22 protein-coding genes are annotated in these 24,480 nt (G+C 31.0%); 19 read left to right on the top strand and 3 right to left on the bottom strand.

The features are described from left to right. The first annotated feature begins 272 nt into the window (after positions 1-272). The 19 genes from BN162_RS17100 (at position 273) to BN162_RS17025 (ending at position 19,530) form a co-directional block, all read left to right on the top strand. The gene (locus tag BN162_RS17100) at positions 273-1,364 is read left to right on the top strand and encodes an acyltransferase (protein WP_020226358.1); all 1,092 of its coding nucleotides are present in this window, start codon (positions 273-275) and stop codon (positions 1,362-1,364) included. Between the two features lie 63 nt (positions 1,365-1,427). After that, complete coding sequence (locus BN162_RS18190; RefSeq protein WP_020226357.1) at positions 1,428-1,781, top strand: glycosyltransferase; 354 nt, start codon at positions 1,428-1,430, stop codon at positions 1,779-1,781. A 98-nt stretch (positions 1,782-1,879) separates the two neighbouring features. Continuing rightward, a complete protein-coding gene (locus BN162_RS18185) occupies positions 1,880-2,620 on the top strand; it encodes a glycosyltransferase (protein WP_020226356.1) in 741 nt (246 codons plus the stop codon). 138 nt (positions 2,621-2,758) lie between these two features. Then, on the top strand, positions 2,759-3,871 hold the full coding sequence (locus tag BN162_RS17090) for a glycosyltransferase family 4 protein (protein ID WP_020226355.1): 1,113 nt from the start codon (positions 2,759-2,761) through the stop codon (positions 3,869-3,871). Between the two features lie 89 nt (positions 3,872-3,960). Then, complete coding sequence (locus BN162_RS17085) at positions 3,961-5,256, top strand: flippase (RefSeq protein WP_020226354.1); 1,296 nt, start codon at positions 3,961-3,963, stop codon at positions 5,254-5,256. Beyond that, a complete protein-coding gene (locus BN162_RS17080; RefSeq protein WP_020226353.1) occupies positions 5,253-6,482 on the top strand; it encodes a glycosyltransferase family 4 protein in 1,230 nt (409 codons plus the stop codon). Before BN162_RS17085 ends, BN162_RS17080 begins: the two co-directional genes overlap by 4 nt. A 65-nt stretch (positions 6,483-6,547) precedes the next feature. Then, entirely contained in the window at positions 6,548-7,720 is a 1,173-nt protein-coding gene (locus tag BN162_RS17075; RefSeq protein WP_020226352.1) for a glycosyltransferase, read from the top strand. Between the two features lie 111 nt (positions 7,721-7,831). Then, entirely contained in the window at positions 7,832-7,963 is a 132-nt protein-coding gene (locus BN162_RS19330; protein ID WP_020226351.1) for a polysaccharide biosynthesis protein, read from the top strand. A gap of 558 nt (positions 7,964-8,521) precedes the next feature. Next, the gene (locus tag BN162_RS17070) at positions 8,522-8,737 is read left to right on the top strand and encodes a hypothetical protein (protein ID WP_040452456.1); all 216 of its coding nucleotides are present in this window, start codon (positions 8,522-8,524) and stop codon (positions 8,735-8,737) included. A 140-nt stretch (positions 8,738-8,877) separates the two neighbouring features. After that, entirely contained in the window at positions 8,878-9,594 is a 717-nt protein-coding gene (locus BN162_RS17065; RefSeq protein WP_040452454.1) for a glycosyltransferase family 4 protein, read from the top strand. Between the two features lie 923 nt (positions 9,595-10,517). Further along, complete coding sequence (locus BN162_RS17055) at positions 10,518-10,898, top strand: hypothetical protein (RefSeq protein ID WP_020226349.1); 381 nt, start codon at positions 10,518-10,520, stop codon at positions 10,896-10,898. A gap of 1,291 nt (positions 10,899-12,189) precedes the next feature. Further along, positions 12,190-12,654, top strand: a complete 465-nt coding sequence (gene tnpA, locus BN162_RS17050; RefSeq protein WP_020226348.1) for an IS200/IS605 family transposase — start codon at positions 12,190-12,192, stop codon at positions 12,652-12,654. A gap of 873 nt (positions 12,655-13,527) precedes the next feature. Next, a complete protein-coding gene (locus BN162_RS17045) occupies positions 13,528-14,538 on the top strand; it encodes an SDR family NAD(P)-dependent oxidoreductase (protein ID WP_020226347.1) in 1,011 nt (336 codons plus the stop codon). A 361-nt stretch (positions 14,539-14,899) separates the two neighbouring features. Continuing rightward, positions 14,900-15,115, top strand: a complete 216-nt coding sequence (locus tag BN162_RS19310; RefSeq protein ID WP_208854778.1) for an NAD-dependent epimerase/dehydratase family protein — start codon at positions 14,900-14,902, stop codon at positions 15,113-15,115. A gap of 318 nt (positions 15,116-15,433) precedes the next feature. Next, complete coding sequence (locus BN162_RS19325) at positions 15,434-15,634, top strand: polysaccharide biosynthesis C-terminal domain-containing protein (RefSeq protein WP_455708942.1); 201 nt, start codon at positions 15,434-15,436, stop codon at positions 15,632-15,634. Positions 15,635-16,018: 384 nt separating this feature from the next. Further along, positions 16,019-16,360 carry a UDP-N-acetylglucosamine 2-epimerase gene (locus BN162_RS19165; protein WP_280109970.1) on the top strand — a complete coding sequence of 114 codons (342 nt, stop codon included), beginning with the start codon at positions 16,019-16,021 and terminating at the stop codon, positions 16,358-16,360. Positions 16,361-17,245: 885 nt separating this feature from the next. Beyond that, entirely contained in the window at positions 17,246-17,911 is a 666-nt protein-coding gene (locus BN162_RS17035; protein ID WP_020226345.1) for a glycosyltransferase family 2 protein, read from the top strand. Between the two features lie 16 nt (positions 17,912-17,927). Then, positions 17,928-18,275, top strand: coding sequence for a DUF2304 domain-containing protein (locus BN162_RS19305; RefSeq protein ID WP_020226344.1), 348 nt, complete (start codon positions 17,928-17,930; stop codon positions 18,273-18,275). Next, complete coding sequence (locus tag BN162_RS17025) at positions 18,268-19,530, top strand: glycosyltransferase family protein (protein ID WP_020226343.1); 1,263 nt, start codon at positions 18,268-18,270, stop codon at positions 19,528-19,530. Before BN162_RS19305 ends, BN162_RS17025 begins: the two co-directional genes overlap by 8 nt. 6 nt (positions 19,531-19,536) lie before the next feature. On the opposite strand, the gene BN162_RS17020 is transcribed toward BN162_RS17025, so the two are convergent. From BN162_RS17020 to BN162_RS17010, 3 genes are read right to left on the bottom strand one after another with little or no spacing between them, the layout of a single operon-like run. Continuing rightward, positions 19,537-20,973, bottom strand: a complete 1,437-nt coding sequence (locus tag BN162_RS17020) for a hypothetical protein (protein ID WP_020226342.1) — start codon at positions 20,971-20,973, stop codon at positions 19,537-19,539. Positions 20,974-20,991: 18 nt separating this feature from the next. Beyond that, positions 20,992-22,377 carry an MBOAT family O-acyltransferase gene (locus tag BN162_RS17015; protein WP_020226341.1) on the bottom strand — a complete coding sequence of 462 codons (1,386 nt, stop codon included), beginning with the start codon at positions 22,375-22,377 and terminating at the stop codon, positions 20,992-20,994. A 16-nt stretch (positions 22,378-22,393) separates the two neighbouring features. After that, on the bottom strand, positions 22,394-24,394 hold the full coding sequence (locus tag BN162_RS17010) for a hypothetical protein (protein WP_020226340.1): 2,001 nt from the start codon (positions 24,392-24,394) through the stop codon (positions 22,394-22,396). Positions 24,395-24,480 lie beyond the last annotated feature (86 nt).

The following is a 24,480-nucleotide window of genomic DNA, read 5'->3' as shown; positions in this document are numbered from 1 at the left end:
AAAATCTAAGTCAAAATACCGAAACTCAAAAAAATTATTGTTTTGTTTTCTCTTATGTTATATGTTAAAATACACTTTAAGTAGTAAGTATCTAATTTCTATTGGTGCTTTTACTTAAGGTAGAAAATGGATTGTTTATTAAAAGCTTGGTATGTGTTTTTTTTGAATACTATTTAAAGAGAAAAGGCTTAAGAAAAAACTTATTCTTTTTGCAGAAATGTAATATGAATATGTTCCTAGATTTAATCTCTAAAAATCTGGAGGGAAAACAAATGAAAATAAATATTGCGAAGGATGAAGAAAATAATTTAGCAAGACGAAATTCAGCAGTTGAAGTTCTAAGAATTGTTGCTATGGTTTTTATAGTGTGTTCGCATTATTCATTCCATGGCATGATCGCTGTAGAGAATATGCAATTTGGATTGAATCAATTTATTCTTCAGAGTTTTGTGCTTGGAAATTTAGGTGTGAATTTATTCGTTTTAATAACTGGTTATTATAATTATCAAGCACAGTTTGACATTAAAAGACTTTTAAAGATATGGCTTCAAACTATTTTTTATTCAATCATATTATTTCTTGTTTTTTCTACATTTCAAAACCTGACAATTTATAAATTTGATTACTTAAGAGTGTTATTTCCAATAATTTTTAAAGAATACTGGTTTGTTAGTGCCTATTTTGTTTTGTATATTATATCGCCCTTTATTAATGCTTTTTTAAATGCTTTAGATAGAAATAAATATAAAAAATTCATTATTATTGCTGTGATTTTGTGGTATTTAATTCCTACCCTTTTTTTTGGAAGCATATTTGGAAGTGATATGTTTGGAAATGAGCTTTGTCAATTTTTAGTGCTGTATAGTATCGGACAATATATGAGAAAATATCATGATAATATTATATACGATAGAAAGAATTCTTGGAATATCTTAATTTTAAGTTGGGGTCTATTGATACTTTCAACCTTAAGTATTGATTTGCTAAGTTTAAAATTCCCATCGCTTGTATATCAAGCAAATTATTTTTATTCTAGATCCTCCATTTTGATTTTGTGTATTGCAATAAGCTTATTTGCTATTGCAAGTTCCGCCAAGGTTTTTTACAATAAATATATTAATAAAATATCTTCTTGCACTTTAGGGGTATACCTAATTTATGAAACGCCTTGTGTCAGAGAATGGTTGTGGAGTAAGTTGCTAAATAATTCTATATATGCTAATTCAATTAACCTGATAACACATATGATTTTTAGCGTTTTCATAGTTTTTACCGTTTGTTCTTTCATTGAGTATGGAAGAAAAAAGTTTGTAGAACAACCGATCTTTAAAATTATTAACAAATCAGTATGGAAATTTAAATAATAAGAACTGTTTAAATATTGTAATATTAATGAGAAAAAAATATATTTAGAAAGGAGATTATGGATGAAGGTTCTTGAAATAAACTCAGTTTATCATTTTGGAAGTACGGGAAAAATCGTAGAAGATTTGCAAAACTACTTAGTAAATCATAATAATGAAGTTGAAGTTATTTATGGGAGAAAACGAGGAAATTATTCTGCAAAATATGTTGGTAATACAATTATCATGATTAGTGATGTTATTATGAGCCTGCTCTTGGATAGACATGGCTTAAATAATAAATTAGCAACAAAAAGAATTATAAAAATAATAGAAAGCTTTGATCCAGATATTATACATTTACATAATATTCATGGGTTTTATTTATCTTATGATGTATTGCTTGATTATTTGACTAAAAAAATAAAAAAGTTGTAATCACGCTTCATGATTGTTGGTTGCTTACAGGCTTTTGCTCTCATTTTGAACAAATAAATTGCGAGGAATGGAAAACAAATAATTGTAGAAAATGTAATGTGCTGAAGGTTTATCCCTATCGTTTTTTTGCATTAAACCATCGCGAAAATTTTTTGATAAAAAAAGAGAAACTTCTAGCTATAAAAAATTTAACTTTAATCTCACCTTCAGAATGGATGGACAGTATAGTCTGTCATTCCTTTTTAAAAAATAAAAGCCATTATGTTATCAATAATGGAATTAATTTAGAAAAATTTTTCCCAGAAAATCATAATAAAATAATTGAGTGGAAACGAAAATTAAATGTTGAAAACAAGAAAGTTCTATTAGGCGTAGCAAATGTATGGAATAAACAAAAGGGTTTAGAAGATTTTCAACAATTGTGTACTCTGCTAGATGATGAGTACGTAATAATTTTAGTTGGAACTAATTTAATACAAAAAAAGAAAGTTAAGAAAAAGATAATTTGCCTACCACGAACAGAATCAATAGAAGAATTAAGACTTATATATTCAAGTGCTGAGTATTTTGTTAATTTTACCTATCAAGATACTTTTCCCACAGTGAATATTGAGGCGCTGGCTTGTGGAACACCTATTATTTCTTATAGAACAGGAGGCTGTGCTGAAATAGTTAAAGACTGTGGCTATCTTTTGGAAAAAGGAGAATTTGCACAGGTGCCCTCTTTATTAAAACGAAATATAAAGTTTAATGAAGATAAATGTGTGACACGAGCGCGGGCATTTGATAAAAAAATAATGCTAAGAAAATATATGAATTTGTTTAATGGATTAATATAGGTTTTAAGTAATTAATATAATATTAGCATTATATTCCGATATTAAATGGATGTTAATATTAGATTCTAGAGCTAAAGTTATTGAAAAAATTTTAGTGTGATATTGTGATTTGTTCACATCTTGTTAATGGAGGTAAATATGAAGCTAACGTTTTATTCGAATTTTTTAAATCACCACCAAATTCCTCTTTGTAATGAATTCTATGAAATATTGGGAGATGATTTTTGCTTTGTCGCAACTGAACCAATAAATAAGGAACGTCTAGCACTTGGATATAGGGATTCGAATTTTCGTTTTCCATATTGTTTGTCAGCCTATGCTTCGCCTGAAAATCAACAAAAAGCTATTGATTTAGTGGTAGAATCTGATGTAGTGATACATGGATCTGCGCCAACTTTTTATTTAACAGAGAGAATGAAATTAAATAAGATCACATTTAAATATACGGAAAGACTCTTTAAAAAATGGTACTATTACTTCATGCCAGGATTTTATAGGCTTTATCGGAGATATACAGGTAAGAATTTGTTTTATTTATGTGCTGGAGCGTATGTCCATAAAGATTTAAAGTTAATTAGCAGAAAAATAAACGGATGTTTTCGTTGGGGATACTTTCCAGAATTTTTACTAAATAATGCGGCAAGTAAAAGCGAGAATAGCCCTGTAGAGTTATTGTGGTGTGGAAGAATGATTAAATTTAAGCGCCCAGAAAAAGTTATTTATCTGGCGAATAAATTAAAGAGAGAAAAAATAGAATTTCATTTAACGATGATTGGAACTGGTGATTATGATCAAAAGATAAAAAAAATGATAAAGGATAGAAACCTAGAAGAGTATATAAGTTGGAAAGGCGCTTTACCAGCTGAAGAAGTGCGTAATTATATGATGAATACTGATATATTTGTATGTACTAGTAATAGATTTGAAGGTTGGGGTGCTGTTTTGAATGAAGCAATGAATAGTCAATGTGCTATTGTTGCATGCAACCGTATTGGCAGTGTTCCATTTTTAATTGAAGATGGAGTTAATGGTTTTACATTTTTAAGAGATCGAGAATTGTATCAAAGTGTAAAAAAGTTAATTAATAATAAAGCCCTCAGAAATGATATGAGTTACAAAGGCTATAAGGTTATTCAAGAGCTGTGGAACTCTAAAGTTGCTGCTCAACGCTTTTTAAATTTATCTAATTCTATAATAAATGGAGAAGTTATTGTTGATTATAAAGAAGGCCCTTGTAGTAGAATTGAGTAAGATTCGGACTTCTTCGTGCAGTTAGTAAGTAGTAAATGTAAAGATAAGAACTTAAATTATTTTTAGATAGTCATGAAAGGATTGATATTGTGTATATAAAAACTAATAATAGGTTTATAAGTAACACAGCTTGGATTATTTCAGGGCAAATAATTCAAATGCTAATTTCCTTCGTAATAAGTATGCTAACTGCACGTTATCTTGGACCAACTAATTACGGAGTGCTCAATTATTCAGCATCTTATTTATCGTTTGCAAGTGCTTTATGCACTTTGGGACTCAACAATATAATTATTAATGAGCTCATTAAAAATCCTACTAAACAGGGGAATATTCTTGGAACATCCATTTTATTAAGGCTTTTGTCGAGTGTAATTTCTTTATTTTCAGTTACATTGATTATTGCAATTACTAATAGTTTTGATAAAACAATTATTTTTGTCGCAATGTTACAATCACTATCCCTAATGTTTGAATCAGCTGATGTACTTAATTATTGGTTTCAGTCGAAACTTTTCTCAAAATATGTGAGTATTGCCAAGATTAGTGCGTGCTTAATTGTGTCATTATATAAAATATATATTTTAGTTAATGCAAAAAGCATTTTTTGGTTTGCATTCTCAGCTTCTTTTGAAATGATTTGCTATATAATTATATTGATAATTATATATTGTAGAAATGCGGGTCCTCGTTTTCATATATCGAAGGATGAAGGAAGAATATTAATTAATAAAAGTAAGCATTTCATTATCTCTGGAATTATGGTTGCTTTTTATTCTCAAATTGATAAAGTGATGATAGGACAGATGATTGATCAAACATCTGTTGGTTTATATTCAACAGCTATATATATATGTAATATATGGAGCTTTATTCCAATGGCAATTATCGATTCTGCAAGACCGGTTATTACTGAAAATAAAATTTCTAATGAATATATTTATAAGAAGAGAATTATTCAATTATATTCTGCAATAATATGGATCTGCATTGCTTTTGGCGTATTCATATTCTTTTTTGGAGACATTGTTATAAAAATTATGTATGGGCAAGCGTATATTAATGCAAGCACGCCTCTTAAAATTGTATCATGGTATTGCATGTTTTCATTTCTAGGTGTAGCAAGAAATATTTGGATGATGAATGAAAATATGTATAGATACGAAAAAATGATTGCATTTGTAGGCGTTATTTCAAATTTTATATTGAACTATATTTTTATACCTATATGGGGAATAGAAGGGGCTGCAATAGCAACTTTATTAACTCAGTTTGCAACAAATTTTTTAAGCCAATTAATAATAAAGGATTTAAGAGATAATGGCATACTCATATTAAAAGGGTTATGTTTGAAAGGGTTTAGTAAGAAAGAAGGATTAAAATGAAGATTTTAATATTGGCGAGTAAATTTTCTCCAAAAATTGCAGAAGTTTTTGGTCTAAGGGCAGATCCATTCGGAGGGTGGCTTGAAGGAATATCTATTAACCTAAGCCAAAGGGATGATGTTACGATTAGTTATTCCGTACTTGAAAAAGGGATGCATAATAAGAAGGTAACACATTTTGAAAAGATAAAATATCAACACATCACGTATAAAAATGTAAAAGGTTTAAAAGAAATGCTATTAAGTGATGAGTATGATGTTTATCATATTTTTGGAGCTGAACAAGACTGGGCCTTTGATGTGGCTTGCATTCTGGATTTATCAAAAACTGTTGTATCTATTCAAGGCTTAATTAGCTTTTGTTCTTTTCATTATTTGGCTAATTATAATATGTATAGTAAAGCTTATAATTTAATATTGCCGATTTATATGAAATTAAATCAAAATGTTTTTGTTAAACGAGGGCTAAAGGAAGTAAAAGTATATGAAAAAGCAAGATATTGCATAGGTCGTACTGATTGGGATTATGCAGCGGTTAAGATTTTGAATCCACGTATTGAATATTTTAAAGTCAATGAAATTTTGAGAGCGTCTTTTTATTCCGGAGAATGGACGATAAAAACATGTAAACGAAATACTATTTTTGTTTCACAAGCAGGTTATCCATTAAAAGCAATGCATATGATATTAGAAACATTAAAACTATTAAAGCAGACTATGCCTGATGTGCTCTGTCGTATAGGTGGAGATGATATTACAAAACAAACATCCTTAGCGATAAAGCTCGGGGTGTCATATAATAATTATATAAGAAAGTTGATAAAGTCATACGGCTTAGAAAATAATGTTGTTTTTTTGGGGCTATTAACGGAGGAAGAAGTTAAGAGAACGCTTTTAGAAAGCCATGTTTTCTACTGTGCCTCTTCAATAGAAAATAGTTCTAATTCTTTGGCTGAGGCCATGTATTTAGGGGTGCCAAGTGTAGCAAGCTATGTAGGTGGCAGCAGTTGCTTCGGAAAACATAAAGAGAGTTTATATTTTTATCCATTTGATGAACCATACTTAGCTGCGCATTATATTCAGGAAATAATGCAAAACGAAGAAATTGCAAACAGTTTGTCTTTAAATGCTCGAAAAGAAATGAAATTAAAATTCGATCAGAAAAAAAACACTGGCGATCTGGTTAAGGTGTATAATAAAATTTGTAAGCACAATACTCAAGGATAGCATAAATTAATTTTAAAGCATTAATTTAGAATTATTTAGAATCATTGATAAAGGAGAATATCCACATGAAGACTAAAACTGTTATCTATACATCTTACCTTTGCTCCGAAGTAAAGTATAAAGAATTATATGTGAATTCTGCGGTGAAGCCGGGAATACAAGTTCAAAAATTTAATAGATTATTAGTAGAAGGACTAAGTTTAAACGGCATTAATGTACAATGTTTGTCTTCTTTGCCAATGAGTCGAATTATTTCACAAAAAATATTTATTATAGAGCGAAACGACTCGGTAGAAAATGTTAAATTTTATTATTTGCCTATACTTAACATTCCTATAATAAAAGATTTATTGATTTTGGTTTTAAGTTTTTTTAAAGGGCTTTTTTTTGCATGTAAAGAATCTAGTTCGTTTATGGTATGTGATATTTTATCTATGCCTAATTCATTAGGCTGCGCAATTGCTTATCGATTACTTGGAAAAAAAGTATTAGGTATTGTTACAGATTTACCTGAAGATGTAATAAGTACCAAAATTTTTTTAAAACTTTATTATCTTGTAATTCAAATGTGCACACATTATGTTTTCATGACAAAAGAAATGAACTTAAAATTAAACAAAACTGGAAAACCTTTTAAAATAATTGAGGGAATATCAGATATCAAACGAGTTATTGAAAAACAAGAAGAAAATAAATTTAGTTCTGCAAAAATTTGTCTGTATGCAGGAAATTGTAACAAAAAAAATGGAGTTGATAAATTAATTGAGGCAATATTGCTATTGAAACATAAAAATATTATATTGCATATATTTGGTTCAGGAGATGAAGTTGGCTATATAGAAAAAGTGGCAAAAAAAGAGAAACAAATCCAATATCATGGCATTCAACCGAATGACGAAGTGCTTGTATATCAAAGTAATTCTGATCTATTAATAAATCCTAGGCCATCAGAAGAAGAATTTACAAAATATTCGTTTCCTTCAAAAAATATGGAGTATATGACATCGGGTACACCTTTATTAACAACAAAGTTAGTGGGAATGCCAGAGGAATATTATGAATATGTATATCTGTTTGATGACGAAAGTGTTGAAGGAATGTCAAAGAAAATAGATGAAGTATTGAGTTTGTCGGAAGAAACCCGTAAAAAAACTGGATTAAAGGCTCGGGAATTTATATTAAAAGAAAAAAACAATGTAATACAAACTCGTAAAATGATAGATTTAATGAAAGATTAGCAGGAAAATGTTATAATCAATTAGTAAACGTTAAATGGGTGATTAATCTATTTAACCTAGCTTATTTATTAAGATGAAAGGAGAACTGGGCGTATAGCTTAAAAGTGGAATATGTTTAAGAATAAAGTGATAATGATAACAGGAGGCATAAGTAGTTTTGGAAATACAGTTGAAAATCGATTTTTAGAAAGTGAAATAAAGGAAATACGTATTTTTTTAATAGATGAGAAAAAAACAAGATGATATGTGTAGATTATATTATAATAATAAACATAAATTTCATGAAGAAGCTGCTGAACTAATTGTATTTGCATTTGAAAATGATAATAGTGGTGATCTATTAGTGTAAAAAAACGTCTTGAAGTATTAAAGTTCTTGCAACTGTTATTAAAGAATTGTTTAATTGTAAAAGAGAGAATTGAATAATTGGATTCTGAAATAGAGAGAAACTATATGAAACATTGCTAAAAAATGAAGAAAGAATATGTTCATACAATTGATTTTGGAAATTTCTATCGTGTACCTTGCGATAAATACTTTGTCGATAGTGATCAGGATAGAGTTAGATTTAAGAAATTTAGTCCAATAATACGATTTTATTAGATGTTATTCAAGTGAAGAATAAACTTTTGGAACTAGATTGTGCCAAAAATGAATAAAAGTGTGAAAATTGGACTAATTGTAAATATATGTATTAAAAGGATAAACTCAATGAATCAAAAGAGCACAAAAAAATTTAAAGTGAAGAAAGGGATACTTGATAATAAACTCTAATTTAGTAAGAGCAAGTATTTAAAGTTTATGGAAAAAATATTATGGTTGACAAATTTACCAGCGCCTTATCGTATAGAGTTTTTTAATCAACTAGGAAAATATGTTGAATTGTTTGTTATTTTTGAAGGAAATAGAAGCGAAGACAGAGATGCTAATTGGTTTAATTATGATTTTAAAAATTTCGAAAGTCTCTTTTTAGAAAATGATTATAAAAAAATATTATATCAATTAGAAAAGTATTAAAAAGCAGGAAATTTACATGGGCATTCAATACAGATTATTCTAGCATAAATGGTCTAATATTTTTAGGATTATGTAAATTAAATGGTGTGTCTGTAATTCTTGAAGCAGATGGGGGGATACCAGTAAACAGAGGATTCATTATGAATAAACTGATTTCAGGTGTCATGTTGCTTCACAGTTACTATTTTAGTACAGGTAAATACACTGACGATTATTTTTTCTATTATGGTGTTAAGAACGAAAAAATATGGCATTATCGATTTTCGTCTCTTACAGAAAAAGAAATTAGTAGAAATAGATTAGTGTCTAAATCAGAAAGGAATGAAAATTTTAATATTCTGTCAATAGGACAACAAATTTACAGAAAAGGCTATGATATATTAATTGACGCAGTAAATAAATTAGATATACCAATTGTTTTAAATATTATAGGAGGTATCCCATCAGAACAGTTATTAAATCGTATTTCAGTAAAGAAAAAAGGTAATATTCATTTTTTTCAATATATGGATAAAGTAGATCTAGATAGGTATTTTAGAAGTGCTGATCTATTCGTATTACCTTCAAGGGAAGAAATATGGGGATTAGTGATTAACGAAGCAGCATCATATAATATTCCAGTAATAACCTCTGATAATTGTATAGCCGGGAAAGAATTCTGTTTGAAGAACAATATTGGATTAATATTTAAAAATGAAGATATCCAAGATCTGGTTGATAAAATCATGATTATTTATCACGATAAAGATGCTAGATATGAATTTTCCAGAAATTGCAGTGAAATTAATGATAAGTATACGATAGAAAATATGGTTCTTGATCATTTAAAATTCTTTAATTTTGAAAAATCGAACTAGTTGATTTCATTATATATTTTAAGTATATAGATGTCACTGTGATGATAAAAGAAGTCAAGAGCGATTAGTTTAATATAATCTATAAGGGGGAATTAATATGAGTTCAGTTGGTGCTAATAAAAAATTTATAAAAAAATCATATATTTATTTATATTCTTAATGCTATTCTACATATTTTCACTAACTATTTCCATGGCAATAAATACTAGCTCAATTACTGATAATGCTCTTAAATCAATAGACAAACTAATGAATGAGGGGTATGGATGGAGTACATTCAGATTTTATACTCTTGCAAGTTCAGCAGATAATCCAACAGATATTCTTATGTTGCAAAACAGTATGCAGTTAAATGGACAAAACTGTCTTTATAATGCAATGAATGTGAATAATTATGCACGATATTGGCACGGGTATTTAATTCTATTAAAACCATTACTCATGTTTACAGATATTCAGGGTATCAGGATAATAAACATGGTTATTTTTTATACTTTAATTATGTATTTATTAATTAATTTAAAAGAGACGTGTCAATCCTATATGTTACCATTATCTTTATTAATAGGTCTCATTATGTGCTACATATATATTATTCCTATCAGTATGCAATATATGAGTGTTTTTATTATTATGCTAATATGTTCGCTATTAGTGCTGAAAAATAAAGGAAATATAAAAAGGCTCTATTTGATATTATTTACTGTTGGTTCAATTGTCAATTTTTTTGATTTTTTAACAGTGCCGATATTATCAATGGGAGTGCCTATTATAATTTATATTTATATAAATTATAATGAAAAAACATTCAGTATTTTAATGAAAGAAGTGATTTTACTTTCTGTTTATTGGTGTTTAGGATATGGACTAACCTGGATTTTAAAATGGATTGTCGGATCCTTAATTCTAAATAGGAAATCATTGTGGAAGGGGTTAAACAAAGTTTATTTAGAATAAATGGCAGTACTGAATATGTTATTGACTATAAAAGAATGCTACACGATAATATTTTGAATTATTTTGGAAAAAAAGAATATTTTTACTGCTATATTGGCATTGTTTGTTCTTCATTTCTGTATCTTTGCTTTAAATTGAAGAAAGAGATTATATCGTTGCTTCCTTTATTATTTGTAGCTTCATATCCTTTTATTTGGCTTTTGATATTAGGAAATCATTCGCAAATACACTATTATATGACATATAGAAATATTTTAGTTTTCTTTTTAGCAATGAATATTTTTGTTGTTGAAGCTTTTAAAATAAATATAATAAAAATAAAGAACAAAGAAAGAGTAATTAAATGAGGCTCAATTGAAAAGTTAAGTTTCACTTCTGAAAGATGAAAATAGAACTTTGAATTTACTCGTATAAATGAGATAAAATAAGGTCAAAAATGCTGATAAGTTGTAGAAATTGCTCCTCGTGTCTATGCTGTATTGACTTTTTTATAATATGTATATGAAAAATGCATAAAAATGAGCGCATTAAAAGCTAATGGAAATCGACATCTTTTTCAAATAGGTAATAAAACAGTATAGAGTTTTAAAAAAGGACGCTTCAAAAAAGTGGTCTGGTGCTCAAATTAGTTTTAAAATAATAAAGGTTGACAACAATCCCGAAGAGATTTAGAAAATTTCAATTGAGATGCATCGTAGAGTAAAAAACAACTTAGAAAATAAGACGGAATGGAACTTTACAATGTTAATTGGTTTCGGGTAATGAAAAAATTGAGCATTCAGGTTTAAGTTCAGCTACAAATGAAAAAAGAAGCAACAAATTCAGTATTTAAGTCTTTAATAGCTAACTGTAAGTAATTGGAGTATTCTTGAAGAATTAGTTTTGCGTGTTTACCTAGATAGTAGTGCAAATAAAGGATTATTGCCTATTACAACAACGGCAAATTTAGAAATTGTTGCTTCAGATTTTGTTTGTAGTTTCTGTATAAATCATTGAAATTTTATATGCAAAGGATGTTTTCATTTCGTAGAATAGCATTTTATAGGAAAGAGAGCCGATCACCAATCCAAAAGAAAATGAAGTTGAATTTGCTAACCTGAAATATTGTTTGCACTCTACAATTAACCCGATAAATCAAAGCGAAATTTTAACAAGTTAAAAAGTCCAGTAATCTGTTATGATTATAGGTTCGCGTTGCTTATAGCATAGGCGAAGTGGGTGATCCAATGTGAGCTATCTTGTTTACCACATTCTTTGTCCAGTAAATACCGATCAGACATTGATAATCATCTTTTAAACTTGCCTTAAAATAGGCTAAGGAATTAAGGTAATATAAAATCGTATAGGGTTTGAAAAAAGAAAAAATAGATAGAAAGTCAAAGCGATAAAGCGCAAAAAGACTGAATATCCATTTTTATTACATTCATTGAAAACACAGAGAAATCTGTGTTTTTTATCATACGGAGAAATCCACAGAAGGTGGATTTCGGGAAGACTTAAGTCGGTTGGGCAGGCGAAGCCCGCGAAACAAAAAACCACCCGCTATGCGGGTGGACAAAAAAAGTTATACAGTGGAATCACCTTTCCGAATAGAATAGAGTTGTTCAAGCTACTATTAAGAAAGGAAAGGTGATTCAAATGGCTAAGAAATACAATTCATTAGCCCACACAGCATGGATGTGCAAATATCACATTGTGTTCATCCCCAAGTATAGAAGAAAAGTGATCTATAATCAATATCGAAAAGATTTAATCGATATCATCAAAGCTCTGTGTAAATACAAAGGGGTGGAGTTCATTGAGGGGCATAGGATGCCAGATCATGTACATTTACTGCTAGCTATTCCGCCAAAATACAGTGTATCCTCGTTCATGGTGTATTTGAAAGGAAAATCAGCGCTGATGATGTTTGATCAGCATGCAAATTTGAAATACAAGTTTGGGAACCGACACTTTTGGGCGGAAGGATACTACGTAAGTACAGTGGGATTGAATGAAGCGACAATAGCAAAATACATAAGGGAACAAGAAGAAAGAGATAAAGTGTTGGATAAACTGAGCGTAAAGGAATACGAAGACCCTTTTAAGGGTCAGGGCAAGTAATCCGAACGCTCCTTTAGGGGCAGCAAAAGAGACAAAATGTAATAGGGGCTTGAACAAAGTGAAAGCCAGCGCCTTGAGGCGCTGGCTAGGAACAGAGCCTTATAGGCTCAGAGCAAACCATCCGTTTTACGGGTGGTTTTGATTTGCTAAAGGTTCAAAGTAAGTAAAATAAGTAAAATGAGATCAAGTTTATTGAAGATCAGAAGTGTTATCAGCGGGCGGCTGTGGGTTGGATTTGCGATAATGGCCGCGTTTTGTGCTTTTCTGTCGCTTTGAAGATAGCATAGGGATTAGGGAATAAAAAAGAGAAGGGTTTAAGCAATAAAGAGCGCGAGCGCGAAAGCGATCAAGGTTAGAAAAGCCGTGAGAAACAACGATTAATTCACGAATCTTTTCATTGAGGCTTTTTCAGTTAAGGCGTTGGTTTGCTTGCGATTCTGGTAAGAACGATGGAGCTGTTGATAATTTCAACACGCCAGTGCTTCAACAGAGAATAAGCGGGGCTATGATAGGCGGATCGATTCATTAGATCCATACGAATACGTGTGAAATCTAGGGTAAGATGTTCCACTACGTGAAATGGGTCCACCGCCACTTCAGAGTTTTTAAAATAACGATGAGCAAGATCACGATCTCTATATTCAAACTAAAATTACCAATAAAAAAGTGCATCATAGTAAAAAAAAACAGACGAATATTCTGAAGTTAAGAAACATGTTGTCTGACTATTATACGGAGACTCTATGAGATTACTAGAAGAAGAAATTAATATAATCAAAGCAAATTAATTTATGATGTTAAAGTTATTATGAAAAAAAGATTAAAAATCTAAAAAAATAGGATATAATTAAAGTGAAAAAGGAGTGTAATAGAATGTTTAATAATAAGGTTTTGTTAATCACTGGTGGAACTGGTTCGTTTGGAAATGCTGTATGCCAAAGGTTTTTAAAAACGGGTATTAAAGAAATTAGAATATTATCACGCGATGAAAAAAAACAAGATGATATGAGAAAATATTATAATAGTGACAAATTAAAGTTTTTTATAGGTGATGTTCGCGATTATAATTCAATTAAAGGTGTATTTCGCGGCGTTGATTATGTTTTTCATGCGGCTGCATTGAAACAGGTTCCTTCATGTGAGTTTTATCCTATGGAAGCGGTTAAAACTAATGTTCATGGAAGCGATAATGTTATAAATGCTTGTGTTGAAAATAAAGTAAAAAAAGCAATTTTTCTTAGTACGGATAAAGCAGCTTACCCTATAAACGCTATGGGGATGACTAAAGCTTTAATGGAAAAGAATGTGATCGCACGAAGCAGGCAATTACAGGAAGATGATACAATTCTCTGTTTAACAAGATATGGAAATGTCATGGCTTCAAGAGGGAGCGTTATTCCGCTTTTCTGTGATCAGATAGATCATGGCAAAGAAATAACGATTACTAATCCTGACATGACGCGCTTCATGATGACTCTAGAAGAAGCGGTAGAATTGGTTTTGTATGCTTTTGAACATGGTAAACAGGGTGATCTTTTCGTACAGAAAGCCCCATCCGCGACTATAGAAACATTAGCTAAAGCAGTTTTAGAGTTGAAAAAATCAGATTCGAAAATTTCATATATAGGAACTAGACATGGGGAAAAATTATATGAAACTTTGATAACTTCAGAAGAAATGATAAAAGCTATTGATTTAGGTGATTATTTTAGGATTCCTGCTGATAATCGTGATTTAAATTATGATAAATACATAAGTTCAGGTAATCATGAATTAGCGGAATTAGTAGACTACACTTCTCATAATACTAATCGTTTAGATATAAATAGTATGAAGCAATTATTATTAAAGTTAGAATTATTCAAAGATGAAATAAATAATTAGAAGGAGTATATTTATATAGAAGGTAGTTCAAAAAAAGAAAATATTAGTAATAGAGGCAGGTGGTTTTATTGGTAAGAATTTATGCTTGACTCTAAGAACCGAAGGATATGAGGTAATTTGCTTTGATAATATAGGAGAAATATCTTTAGAAGACACAATATGTTCTTGTGATTTTATAATGCATCTAGCAGAAGTAAATCGGCCTAAAGATTCAAATGAATTTTATGCAGTTAACACCAATTTAAAATAGATTTATGCAAATTGCATCAGAGATACTTGCCAATTCTATTTAGTTCATCTATTACGCAATTCAGAATAATGATTATGGAAAAAGCAAAAAAAGCTGTGGAACTATTAAGAAATTACTCACCGTGAGACTGGAGCGAATATTTATATTTTTCGATTAACCAACGCTTTCGGAAAATGGTGGAAATCTAATTATAATAGTGTGCTTGCAACATTTTGCTACAACATAGCACATAATATTGATATTGTAATTAATGATACTGAACGTGTAATTGAGTTTGCTTATATAGATGATATCGTGGCTGCTTTTATAAATTGTATAGAAACGTAGAGCAATAATGAAATCAATAAGATTGAGCCTTCTTATAAAAAATCTTTGTCAGAAATAGCTTCATTAATTAAGAAATTTAAAAAAGTAGAGAAAATCTATCAATTGCTAATATGAAGGATGAGTTTTGCAAAAATTTATATGCAACATATTTAAGTTATTTACTATTAGATGAATTCTCCTATCCTCCAAAGATGAATAAAGATAGTAGAAATCCCTTTACTGAATTGATTAAAACAATTATACAAGGTCAAATATCAGTAAATATTAGTCATCCGGGTATAGCTAAAGAAATCATTGGCACCATACTAAAAATGAAAAATTATCGTAGTTGCAGGAGAAGGGGTTATACAATTACGTTCTTTATGTAATGACGAGATTGGAGAGTATTACGTCTCTGGAAAAGAGATTCAAGTTGTTGATATACCTGTAGGATATACTCATTGTAAAGGAAATATAAGAACAACTGACTTAGTTACGATTATGTGGGCTAGTAGAGAGGGAGAATATGAAGAAATTTAAACTAATGACTATTTTGGAAACTCGTCCTGAAATTATTTGTTTATCAAAGAGCATAGTAGAAGATATTTATTTAATGAAGGTATAGACGGAAAAACAATTTTCGTTATGGTTTTTCCTATGAAAGAGGTTTTATCGCCTATCGGGATGAAATTGAAGAATCAAATATACTAGAACAATTGAACTTACATAATGGAAAATATATACTCGTATCAGCACACCGAGAAGAAAATGTTGATATTGAATCTAATTATATTTCTCTAATGAATGCCATAAATAAAGTAGCTTAAACTTATAACTTACCTACTATATATAGTACACATCCTAGAAAAAAAGGTTAGATAAACGCGATTTCATATTTGACTCACTTGTAAAAAATATGAAACCATTTGTTTTTTTGATTATAATAAGTTTCAAAAAAATACTTTTTGTGTTCTTTGTGATAGTGGTACTCTATCTGATGAAAGTTCTATTTTAAGATTTCCGGCTGTCTTAATAAGAACAAGTACAGAGATACCTGAGGTCTTAGATAAGGGATCTTTATTTATTGGAGGTATATCAACTGAAACTTTTATTCAAAGTGTAAATATGGCGTTCGCTATAAATGAGAATAAAGAAATTTCTATAGAAGCAGAGGATTATAGTGATGATAGTATTTCCATTAAAGTAGTTAAAATTATCCAAAGCTACAGAGATATTATTAATAGAACTGTTTGGCTAAAGGGCTAATATAGTAAAATACAAATAAAATCACTTAAGTGAAAATGTATTTATTTTCATAATGTTAATTGTAAAATGAAAGTGAAATTAAGAATGCATGAAAAAAGCCCATAGAAGTAGTATCATTATGTCGACTAAAACAGAAGAGATATTATTCTATGGACAAATCCGATTCTATTACAACTACCAATAAATATAAATATCTGTCCTTTGAACATTATGAGCGTGTGATGTTTTTCGCAAGTGCATAAAACGGAATACAGGAAGAACTGTTCTTATTTGCTCTCTTGCCTTTGACGTCGGCACTTCTGTTTCCAATGTATATTCGATCATCAAAAATGCTTCATCTCTGTTCGAGATTCAGACCTTATCAAACGCCATGAATTATCTGCTTCTGCTGCTTTTCAAAAGCGGACGAAAGTCAATTAAGCTTCCAATATATCAAAGCAGGATAAAACGAAAGATCTTATTGATTTGATTGTAAGTGAAGTCAAATCAAATGCTCTGTCATCCGTTGATATTGAGTGTAAATGAGGCACAAATGAGAAACGTATCTCTATATATTTTGGCAGACCCTATCATTCATGCGATCGTGCAAGTAATGAAAACTGTAACGGACTTATCCGGCGCTTCATTAAAAAGGGACAAACGCCAATACCATCATTAAAGTAAAATCTTTATCCATCAATATACAAATCAACAATAAAAAAAGAAAGATTCTTGGCTACGTTTCAGCGGAACAATCTTTTTTGTATGAGTTACAAAATCTCGGCTTGGAGGATGTTTCTTGCTTCTATGCTTAATTTCTTTCTCTTATTTCCTCTTTCTACTTGCTACTCAGGTTTTATTTTCATATTATGAAAAAATATGCTAAACTTAATAGGGTGATCAAAAATGAAAGTTCTTGTAATAATTCCTGCCTATAATGAATCAGAAAACATTCCTAATCTTATGGGGAAAATTAACGAATTAAGTTATGATTATCTTGTTATAAATGATTGCAGTGTGGATAATTCTGCTTATTTGCTTAATTCGATGAAAATAAATCATTTAGATTTGCCTGTAAATATTGGATTAGCGGGTGTGACTCAAATGGGATTTAGATATGCATATGAGAATAACTATGATGCAGCTATAGTTATTGATGGTGATGGTCAGCATCCTCCAGTTTATATTAAAAGCTTACTGGATAAATTAAATGAGGGGTATGATTACGTAATTGGCTCAAGATATATAAATCAAAAAAAGCCTTGGAGTTTACGCATGATAGGCAGCAGATTGATTAGTTTAGCCATAAAACTTAAAACAGGAAAAAGAATTGATGATCCTACAAGTGGTATGAGAGCTTTAGGTAAAAGAGTGCTTAAAGAATTTGCGTATGAAATGAATTTTGTTAGTGAATCTGACGCACTAACACATATTTTAAAAAATAATTTAAAGGTTTGTGAAACACAAGTTTCTATGGAACAGAGAGAAAGTGGAGTTAGCTATTTTGATGGAATATTTAAGTCAGGCAAATTTATGATTAATGTATTGATTAGTATAATCTTCATTCAGTGACAGGGGGCGTTATGATATGTCTTTATATTTACAAATAGCGTTATGTGCAGCTTCTATATTAACATTTATATTTGTTATTTCATGTTCAAAAAAGCATAAGATGAATATAAAGTATTCAATAGTTTGGACTTTGTGGTCTCTAGGGATTATCTTTATCAGTATATTTCCGCAGATAGTATATTCCATTTCAAATGCTTTAAATATAGCTGTTGCTGTAAACACTCTTTTTCTAATTATGATATTCCTGCTATATTTACTTAGCTTTTATTTGTTTCTTAAAATATCTTTGTTAAATGAACAAATAAAAAATATGACATATGAAATAGCTATGTTAAAAAAGGAGCTAAGTGAACGGCATGACTAAAAAAAGAATGCTTATAATTCCAGGGGGATTCATTCCTTTTAATGATACAGTTACTTTGATTAGCTATAAACACTTGCGAAATTTAGATTGCATGATGGATGTAGTGGCTTTAAAAGGAAAGAATGATGAAGGACTCGAAGAAGAACTTAATAAGGACGATAATTGGAAGAAGTTTTCGATTGAATATGTTTGTAAATATGAGCAAGCTATTGCTACCGCTGATAAAAGGAATGTTCTTGAAGGAATTTATAATATCATAAGATATTGTTTTTTTTGTGTGAAGAAAACAAATAAAATCTCTTATGATTTTGTTTATTCATCTTCAGTTCCTGCATTTACTCATTTAGCAGCGTATTTAGTTAAATTGCGCAAAAATGTTAAGTGGATAGCGTCTTTTTCTGATCCGCTTTACAAATCACCATATAAATATGATAAAGAGAGTTTTAGGGAATATTCATTATTGAATAAAGTTGGGTTTTTAGTATATATCTTTATATATATGAATGGGTTTTATGAAAAGATCGCAATGAAAAAAGCTGATAAATTAATTTTTATATGTGAAGAACAGCGTGATTTTATGATTTCGCATTACAAAAACAAAGATGAATTAAGAAAGAAATCAATTATAATTCCATTAAATTATATAGAAGGCTGGAAGCTTTATGAAGATCTGATTATAGCTTCAAGTTCAAATATAGAAAAAAGTGATAATAAATTGAAGCTTGCTCACTTTGGCAGAATCTATGGGCTTAGAAAAATTGATAAATTTCTGATTGCTTTGAATCAGTTGAAAGATGAAATCCCTAATTTAAAAGATAAATTGCAGATTACTTTTTATGGGGAGTTAATAGAGAGGTATAAGAAACAAATAGAAACTTTTAAATTGACTTCAATAATAAAAGTATATGATAAAATTCCTTATGCAGAAGCTATGCAGGAAATGATATCTTCAGATGTATTACTATTGTTTGATACAATTTTGGAAACAGATTCATTGCAGCCTTATTTTCCTTCAAAAAGTTTAGAATACATTCTTCTTAAAAAACCATTATTTATTTTAGCGATGAAAAATAGCCCAACTTTTAGAATCTTTTCTGAATTAAATTATACGTGTACTCCTTATGAAGTAAGCGAAATTAAGAATCAACTTAAAAATTTAATAAGTGGAGAATATGAGAAGTTGTCTTATGATATTAATCAATTTGAGAATGAAAAATGCGTTGAAGAGCTTATTAATTACATTAACTCGAACTAGGTTAAGTCAACGATTTTTCAACCAAAATACCATCGAATAGTCAATATATAAAGAATCAAGAACTCTTCCCTGGGTATCTATAATTACTATTTTAAGTCCAGGTTCTTCTGAAGCTTCTTGCTTATTATCAACAAGGATGCAATTGTCTTTAAATTCTATAATGTTTTTATCAGTCTTGTATTCTTGATTTGACTGATCGTCGTCATTATAAAACAAAACTTGATCATTTTGTGTAACCATAATGAAATCTTTATCTTTGTTCTCGATAAAGTCAAATTGGATACCAGTCTCATTCAACATTTGATTTTCATATTCGCCGATAAAGGAGCGTTCTTCCGTCCCTTGATAACTGATGGCAAAAGTAAAACCGGATTTCTGAATATAATCGAAATAATTGTAAATATCATCGACACTTTGTAACAGCTTCTCCATCGTATCGTTATAAAGCTGGTCTAAAGCTGTTTCATAAGACTCGATTTTATTTGTTTTTGCTGTACCTAAATGATACTCCTGCTCTAGAATGCCAATTAATTTATTCATTAATTTAGTGGATCCACGAATGTTAGTATGCCAGATATCTCCATCTTGATCGAAATGAAAATTCATTTCTTCATACAGATCATTGAAGTCAATAAACTGAAGGCCTTTGCCTTGAACATATTGTTTTATAGATTGAAGCATATTGTATTCGTGCTGAGTCACATAAAATGGGGTTTTAACTAATAAAAGTGGTAAATCATTTTTCTTACACAGCTCAATTATTTTGTCTAAGTACTGTAAATTTGTTTTATCAGGTTTTACAGTTTCAGTTTGTTGATAAATGTCTCGTTCTATTTTTTTATCAGATTCTGGATAACCCAGGGTCCAGCCGAAGAAGGGATTAAAATGTTTTTCGAAGGGAAACTTAAAATCATCTAGGGTCATTTCATTCCATCGTGAGTGATAGAGTCTTAAATCAAACAAGTAATCTAATTTCAAGGACTGATCACTGATCTCTTTTAAAGACTGTGCACGATAGATTTCATTACGCAGACCTTCGGAATTCTTTTTATAAATTCCATCTGTCTGACAGGCTTTTGCACTGTCTAGAAGGCCGAAAACATCGAGCACAATGACTTGTGGGGTCTGCGTGTTTAATGCTTGCTTGAGATAGTAATAGGTCTGAGAGAACGGCTGACATTCTCCTGCGAAGACGTAACTGTAAGCCCCTGTTTTTTTCCAGAGAACGGCGGGGTTAAAGGCGTAGTAAGAATGACTAGAGCCAAGAAAAAGAGCGTCCAACGAATTCTTTTCAAGCGCATAGAAGCCTTCCGTTTTGTTTGTCGTATCATCCGGCGCTTCGTAGTATTTAGGACGCAGGACAATGGAAAAATAGGTCATCAACATACAAGCGATTAAGATAAGCAATAGACATTTAATCAAGAATTGAATTGTTTTTTTCATATTCATCACCTTCTTCTGTTAAAATTGAATATAAATGAACTGATTTGCATCATAGCCAGTTCCATAGACGCCAAGTATTAAGAACGTGGAAAATAATATAATATAAACGAAGAAGCGGATAATCAAATTTCTTTTTCTAAACCATTTAATCATGTCTGCGCGGTTTCGCAGAATATCTAAGATAATGATGACGGATATAAAGAATAAAGCAATCATTAATTCTGTAGGCGAGATTTTAAGTACATTTAGATCAAGCTTAAAAGATGGAAAAAACAAAGCTTTTTGCAGCATTGCCAATGCTTGATGAATGTCAGTAACTTTAAAGAAGACCCAAGAAATAGTGACTAAAATAAAATTCAATAGGATCTTTAAGCAACGAACCCAAGAATTTGAAGTTTCCTTTGATAAATGTATAAGCTGTTCAACAATTTGCAGCAGCCCATGAAAGAGCCCCCAGAAAACAAAGGACCAAGAGGCGCCGTGCCATAATCCGCTGATCAAGAAAACAATGATTAAGTTTCTGTATTTTTTCGAGGTCCCTTTTCGATTTCCGCCTAGAGGAATATAGATATAATCACGCAGCCAGGAACTTAAGGAAATATGCCAACGTCTCCAGAATTCTGAGATATTTTCAGCAAGGTAGGGAGTTTTAAAGTTTTCTTCAATCTTAAAACCCAAACAACGGGAGAGTCCGATTGCGATATTGGAATAAGCATCAAAGTCTAAATAAATTTGAAATGAATATAAAAGCATAGCGATCCATAGTAATCCACCAGAAGCGCTTTGCCACTGTAAATAAATTGAATCGATTAAAATTAAGAGATTATCAGCAATCACTACCTTTTCAAAGCATCCGAAGGCGGCTCGAATTAAGCCTGCTTCGACACGTTGTGGTTTCCAAGTACGTCTTTTTTTGAGCTGTGCGAAAAATGATTTCGGACGATTAATCGGGCCAGCAGTAAAAACAGGAAAGAAAGAGAGATAAAGCCAACAATTTAAGTAACTGGACTCTGCTTCTAATCTTCCTTTTGCAACGTCTACACAGTAACTGATCGCTTTAAAGGTATAAAATGAAATGCCGACAGGGGCAAGCCATGAAAAATGAAGAATTGGAAATAAAAGCCGGGAATACTTAAAAATAGCAAGACCTGCTACAAACAAACAGATAGCGAAGCTTAAATCAGAACCTGAATTTCTCCTTCTTGTTTTGCTTAGTCGCATCCCAAAAATATAGACAGCGAAGCTTGCAATCAGTAAATAAATTAGACTCAAAACTCCAAAGGTACTAACATAGAATAAATTGATAAGCGCAAGTACGTATCGTTGGATTCGGTGTGGGATGACATAATATAGAAACAAACTGAATAAAAAGAAAGCTAAGAAGGCTAAAGACATTGGCTGCATGGTTCTTCCCCTTTCTTTAATGGAATAAGCTGAAAATTTGTGAATAAAGCTGAGGATTTGTCAATGCAATATTATCGGCGTCCGGAAGTAAGAATAGCGATAAGTTATAAAGAAGACTGATTAAACAGAGAACTAATGTTGAGTAAAACAGGATTTTCTTTACCTCAAGTCTTTTAGTTTGCGTGTAAAGAGAAAAGAGAATGAGGATCATTCCTATAAAAATAAAGAGTGCAAAGTCAGAGATATATCGCTGCAGCAGGCCAGCACCTTGGATATCAATAAACATAATAAGGATACCCGTAATCAGAAATGCGATTGGTAAATAAATAAAGTTTTGATTTTTATTTTTCTTTAGAAGGGGCAAAAGGAATGCAAAATAAAGAACAGGATTACACGATAATAAACCGCCTGTCGTTGATTCACGGGTGATCTCTCCGATATAGTTTGTTTCGAATGACACATATTGGAGGTAAGGAAAGGTTGTCTGTATATTCGGTAGTTGGAATAGATAAGTGAAGATTCCGGTAAAGAACCGATCAAAAACGAATCCGCGGCGAGTCATGTCATTGGTAGTCAGGTTATAATTGGAGCCAAAATCAAATGGAGAATCAAAGCGTGTCCAATTATAAAACATCAATCCTGCTGCAACGACAAAAAATGGAAGTAAAGCAAGGATAAGATATTTTTGATTTTGCCTTTTTTTGAGATTTTTTAATTCTGGGGAAAAGAATAGAAGTGCTAAAAATGAACCCAATATTAATTGTGGTCTGCATGCAGCAACGAAAGCCATGCAGCTGGATCCGATCAATAAATTTTTAATCTTCAGTGTGTGATCAGAACGTCGTGCACGGTTCCAGAACAGCCATCCCCATAGGGTAAGCGCTAAAGCCATCATAATAGGAACAGAATAAATGTCTGGGCGCCGGGCGATAAAGAACGCTCCACAGCCTAAAACCGCGACTGAGCTCAGTAATAGACTTAAACCGAATGGGACTTTTCTTTGATAATACCGGCTCACGATTTCTTCTATAAACAAAAAGATTCCCAGGATAAAAAAGATCTCTGAAATCATTATTGGGATAGGATTAGGCAGATGATTACCAGTCATCAGAAAATAAGGTAAATAGAAAACAAGCTCAGGACCGATGCCTAAATAGACATAATATTTTCCTTCGTAGTAAGCAAAATCCCAGAAATAATAGACATCTTCCTGGATTCGAAGCGAACTGTCATAAGGATTTGAAAGCTGCTTCAGTTCTTCTGTTGGTTCGACCAACAATGATGTTTGTCCCTGAGCCAGCGCCTCCGCTAAATAATGATATTCCTGAGGATGGGGATAAGCAGTGTTTTTCCAGAAAAAAGGGTTCGAAAAAAGAACAAGTACAAATAATAAGATGTGAAGCGATGCAGCAAAGATGATCCAATGTTGCCGTCTTTTCTCGCTTCCTCGATAAGGGAGAAGAAAGAACTCCCGATGCTTGTAAACTTGATAGGCTGTTGTAAGGAGCAGGAACAGACTTAGCATTCTAAGCGGTTGTATTATTAATGGAACACGGACATTCACTTCCGCAGTTATAAGCTTGAATTGAGCGTCATCCGGATTAGAAAAAGAGATTTGAAGATTACTCATGTCGCCATAAGGATGAAGGCGGAGAATGTGTGTCTGTTCAAGCGATGCTACGTAGGAATGTTGGCCTTTATAAGTCATTTGAGCTCGGCCTTCATCACTGAAGCTGACATTAAGCTGAAGGGGCGTCGGACATCCGGTTCCTTCACAATGCAGATCGAGTTTGATATTTTGAACATTTTGGTTTAAATATTGAAATCGTATTGTTTGTAGGCTTTGATCAGGAAATACGTTATTATCAGAGGTGGTATTTCCAAGAATGGTAATTTGATAACCCGGTTTGGCCTGAGGAAAAATTAGTGATTCCCAGGTTCGTCCATTACATATAATAATTTCAATTGCTAAACATGCTAGTAAAAAAATGAAATAAGGGTAAAATTTCTTCTTCATTTTCTTCTCCCCTGTATAAATAAATCCCCAAAGTAATACTAAAAAAATAATACACAATTTATTGCAGAAATTCTATACCAAGTGTG

It is taken from the genome of Holdemania massiliensis AP2 (assembly GCF_000327285.1).
Classification (GTDB): Bacteria; Bacillota_I; Bacilli_A; order Erysipelotrichales; family Erysipelotrichaceae; genus Holdemania; species Holdemania massiliensis.
This window is presented reverse-complemented; position numbering and strand designations above follow the sequence as displayed.

Excerpts from the sequence above, each read along its gene's own strand:
- BN162_RS17100 (WP_020226358.1), top strand. The coding sequence starts at position 273 with ATGAAAATAAATATTGCGAAGGATGAAGAAAATAATTTAGCAAGACGA.
- BN162_RS18190 (WP_020226357.1), top strand. The coding sequence starts at position 1,428 with ATGAAGGTTCTTGAAATAAACTCAGTTTATCATTTTGGAAGTACGGGA.
- BN162_RS17090 (WP_020226355.1), top strand. The coding sequence starts at position 2,759 with ATGAAGCTAACGTTTTATTCGAATTTTTTAAATCACCACCAAATTCCT.
- BN162_RS17080 (WP_020226353.1), top strand. The coding sequence starts at position 5,253 with ATGAAGATTTTAATATTGGCGAGTAAATTTTCTCCAAAAATTGCAGAA.
- BN162_RS17075 (WP_020226352.1), top strand. The coding sequence starts at position 6,548 with ATGAAGACTAAAACTGTTATCTATACATCTTACCTTTGCTCCGAAGTA.
- BN162_RS19330 (WP_020226351.1), top strand. The coding sequence starts at position 7,832 with ATGTTTAAGAATAAAGTGATAATGATAACAGGAGGCATAAGTAGTTTT.
- BN162_RS17070 (WP_040452456.1), top strand. The coding sequence starts at position 8,522 with ATGGAAAAAATATTATGGTTGACAAATTTACCAGCGCCTTATCGTATA.
- BN162_RS17065 (WP_040452454.1), top strand. The coding sequence starts at position 8,878 with ATGAATAAACTGATTTCAGGTGTCATGTTGCTTCACAGTTACTATTTT.
- tnpA (WP_020226348.1), top strand. The coding sequence starts at position 12,190 with ATGGCTAAGAAATACAATTCATTAGCCCACACAGCATGGATGTGCAAA.
- BN162_RS17045 (WP_020226347.1), top strand. The coding sequence starts at position 13,528 with ATGTTTAATAATAAGGTTTTGTTAATCACTGGTGGAACTGGTTCGTTT.
- BN162_RS17035 (WP_020226345.1), top strand. The coding sequence starts at position 17,246 with ATGAAAGTTCTTGTAATAATTCCTGCCTATAATGAATCAGAAAACATT.
- BN162_RS19305 (WP_020226344.1), top strand. The coding sequence starts at position 17,928 with ATGTCTTTATATTTACAAATAGCGTTATGTGCAGCTTCTATATTAACA.
- BN162_RS17025 (WP_020226343.1), top strand. The coding sequence starts at position 18,268 with ATGACTAAAAAAAGAATGCTTATAATTCCAGGGGGATTCATTCCTTTT.
- BN162_RS17020 (WP_020226342.1), bottom strand. The coding sequence starts at position 20,973 with ATGAAAAAAACAATTCAATTCTTGATTAAATGTCTATTGCTTATCTTA.
- BN162_RS17015 (WP_020226341.1), bottom strand. The coding sequence starts at position 22,377 with ATGCAGCCAATGTCTTTAGCCTTCTTAGCTTTCTTTTTATTCAGTTTG.
- BN162_RS17010 (WP_020226340.1), bottom strand. The coding sequence starts at position 24,394 with ATGAAGAAGAAATTTTACCCTTATTTCATTTTTTTACTAGCATGTTTA.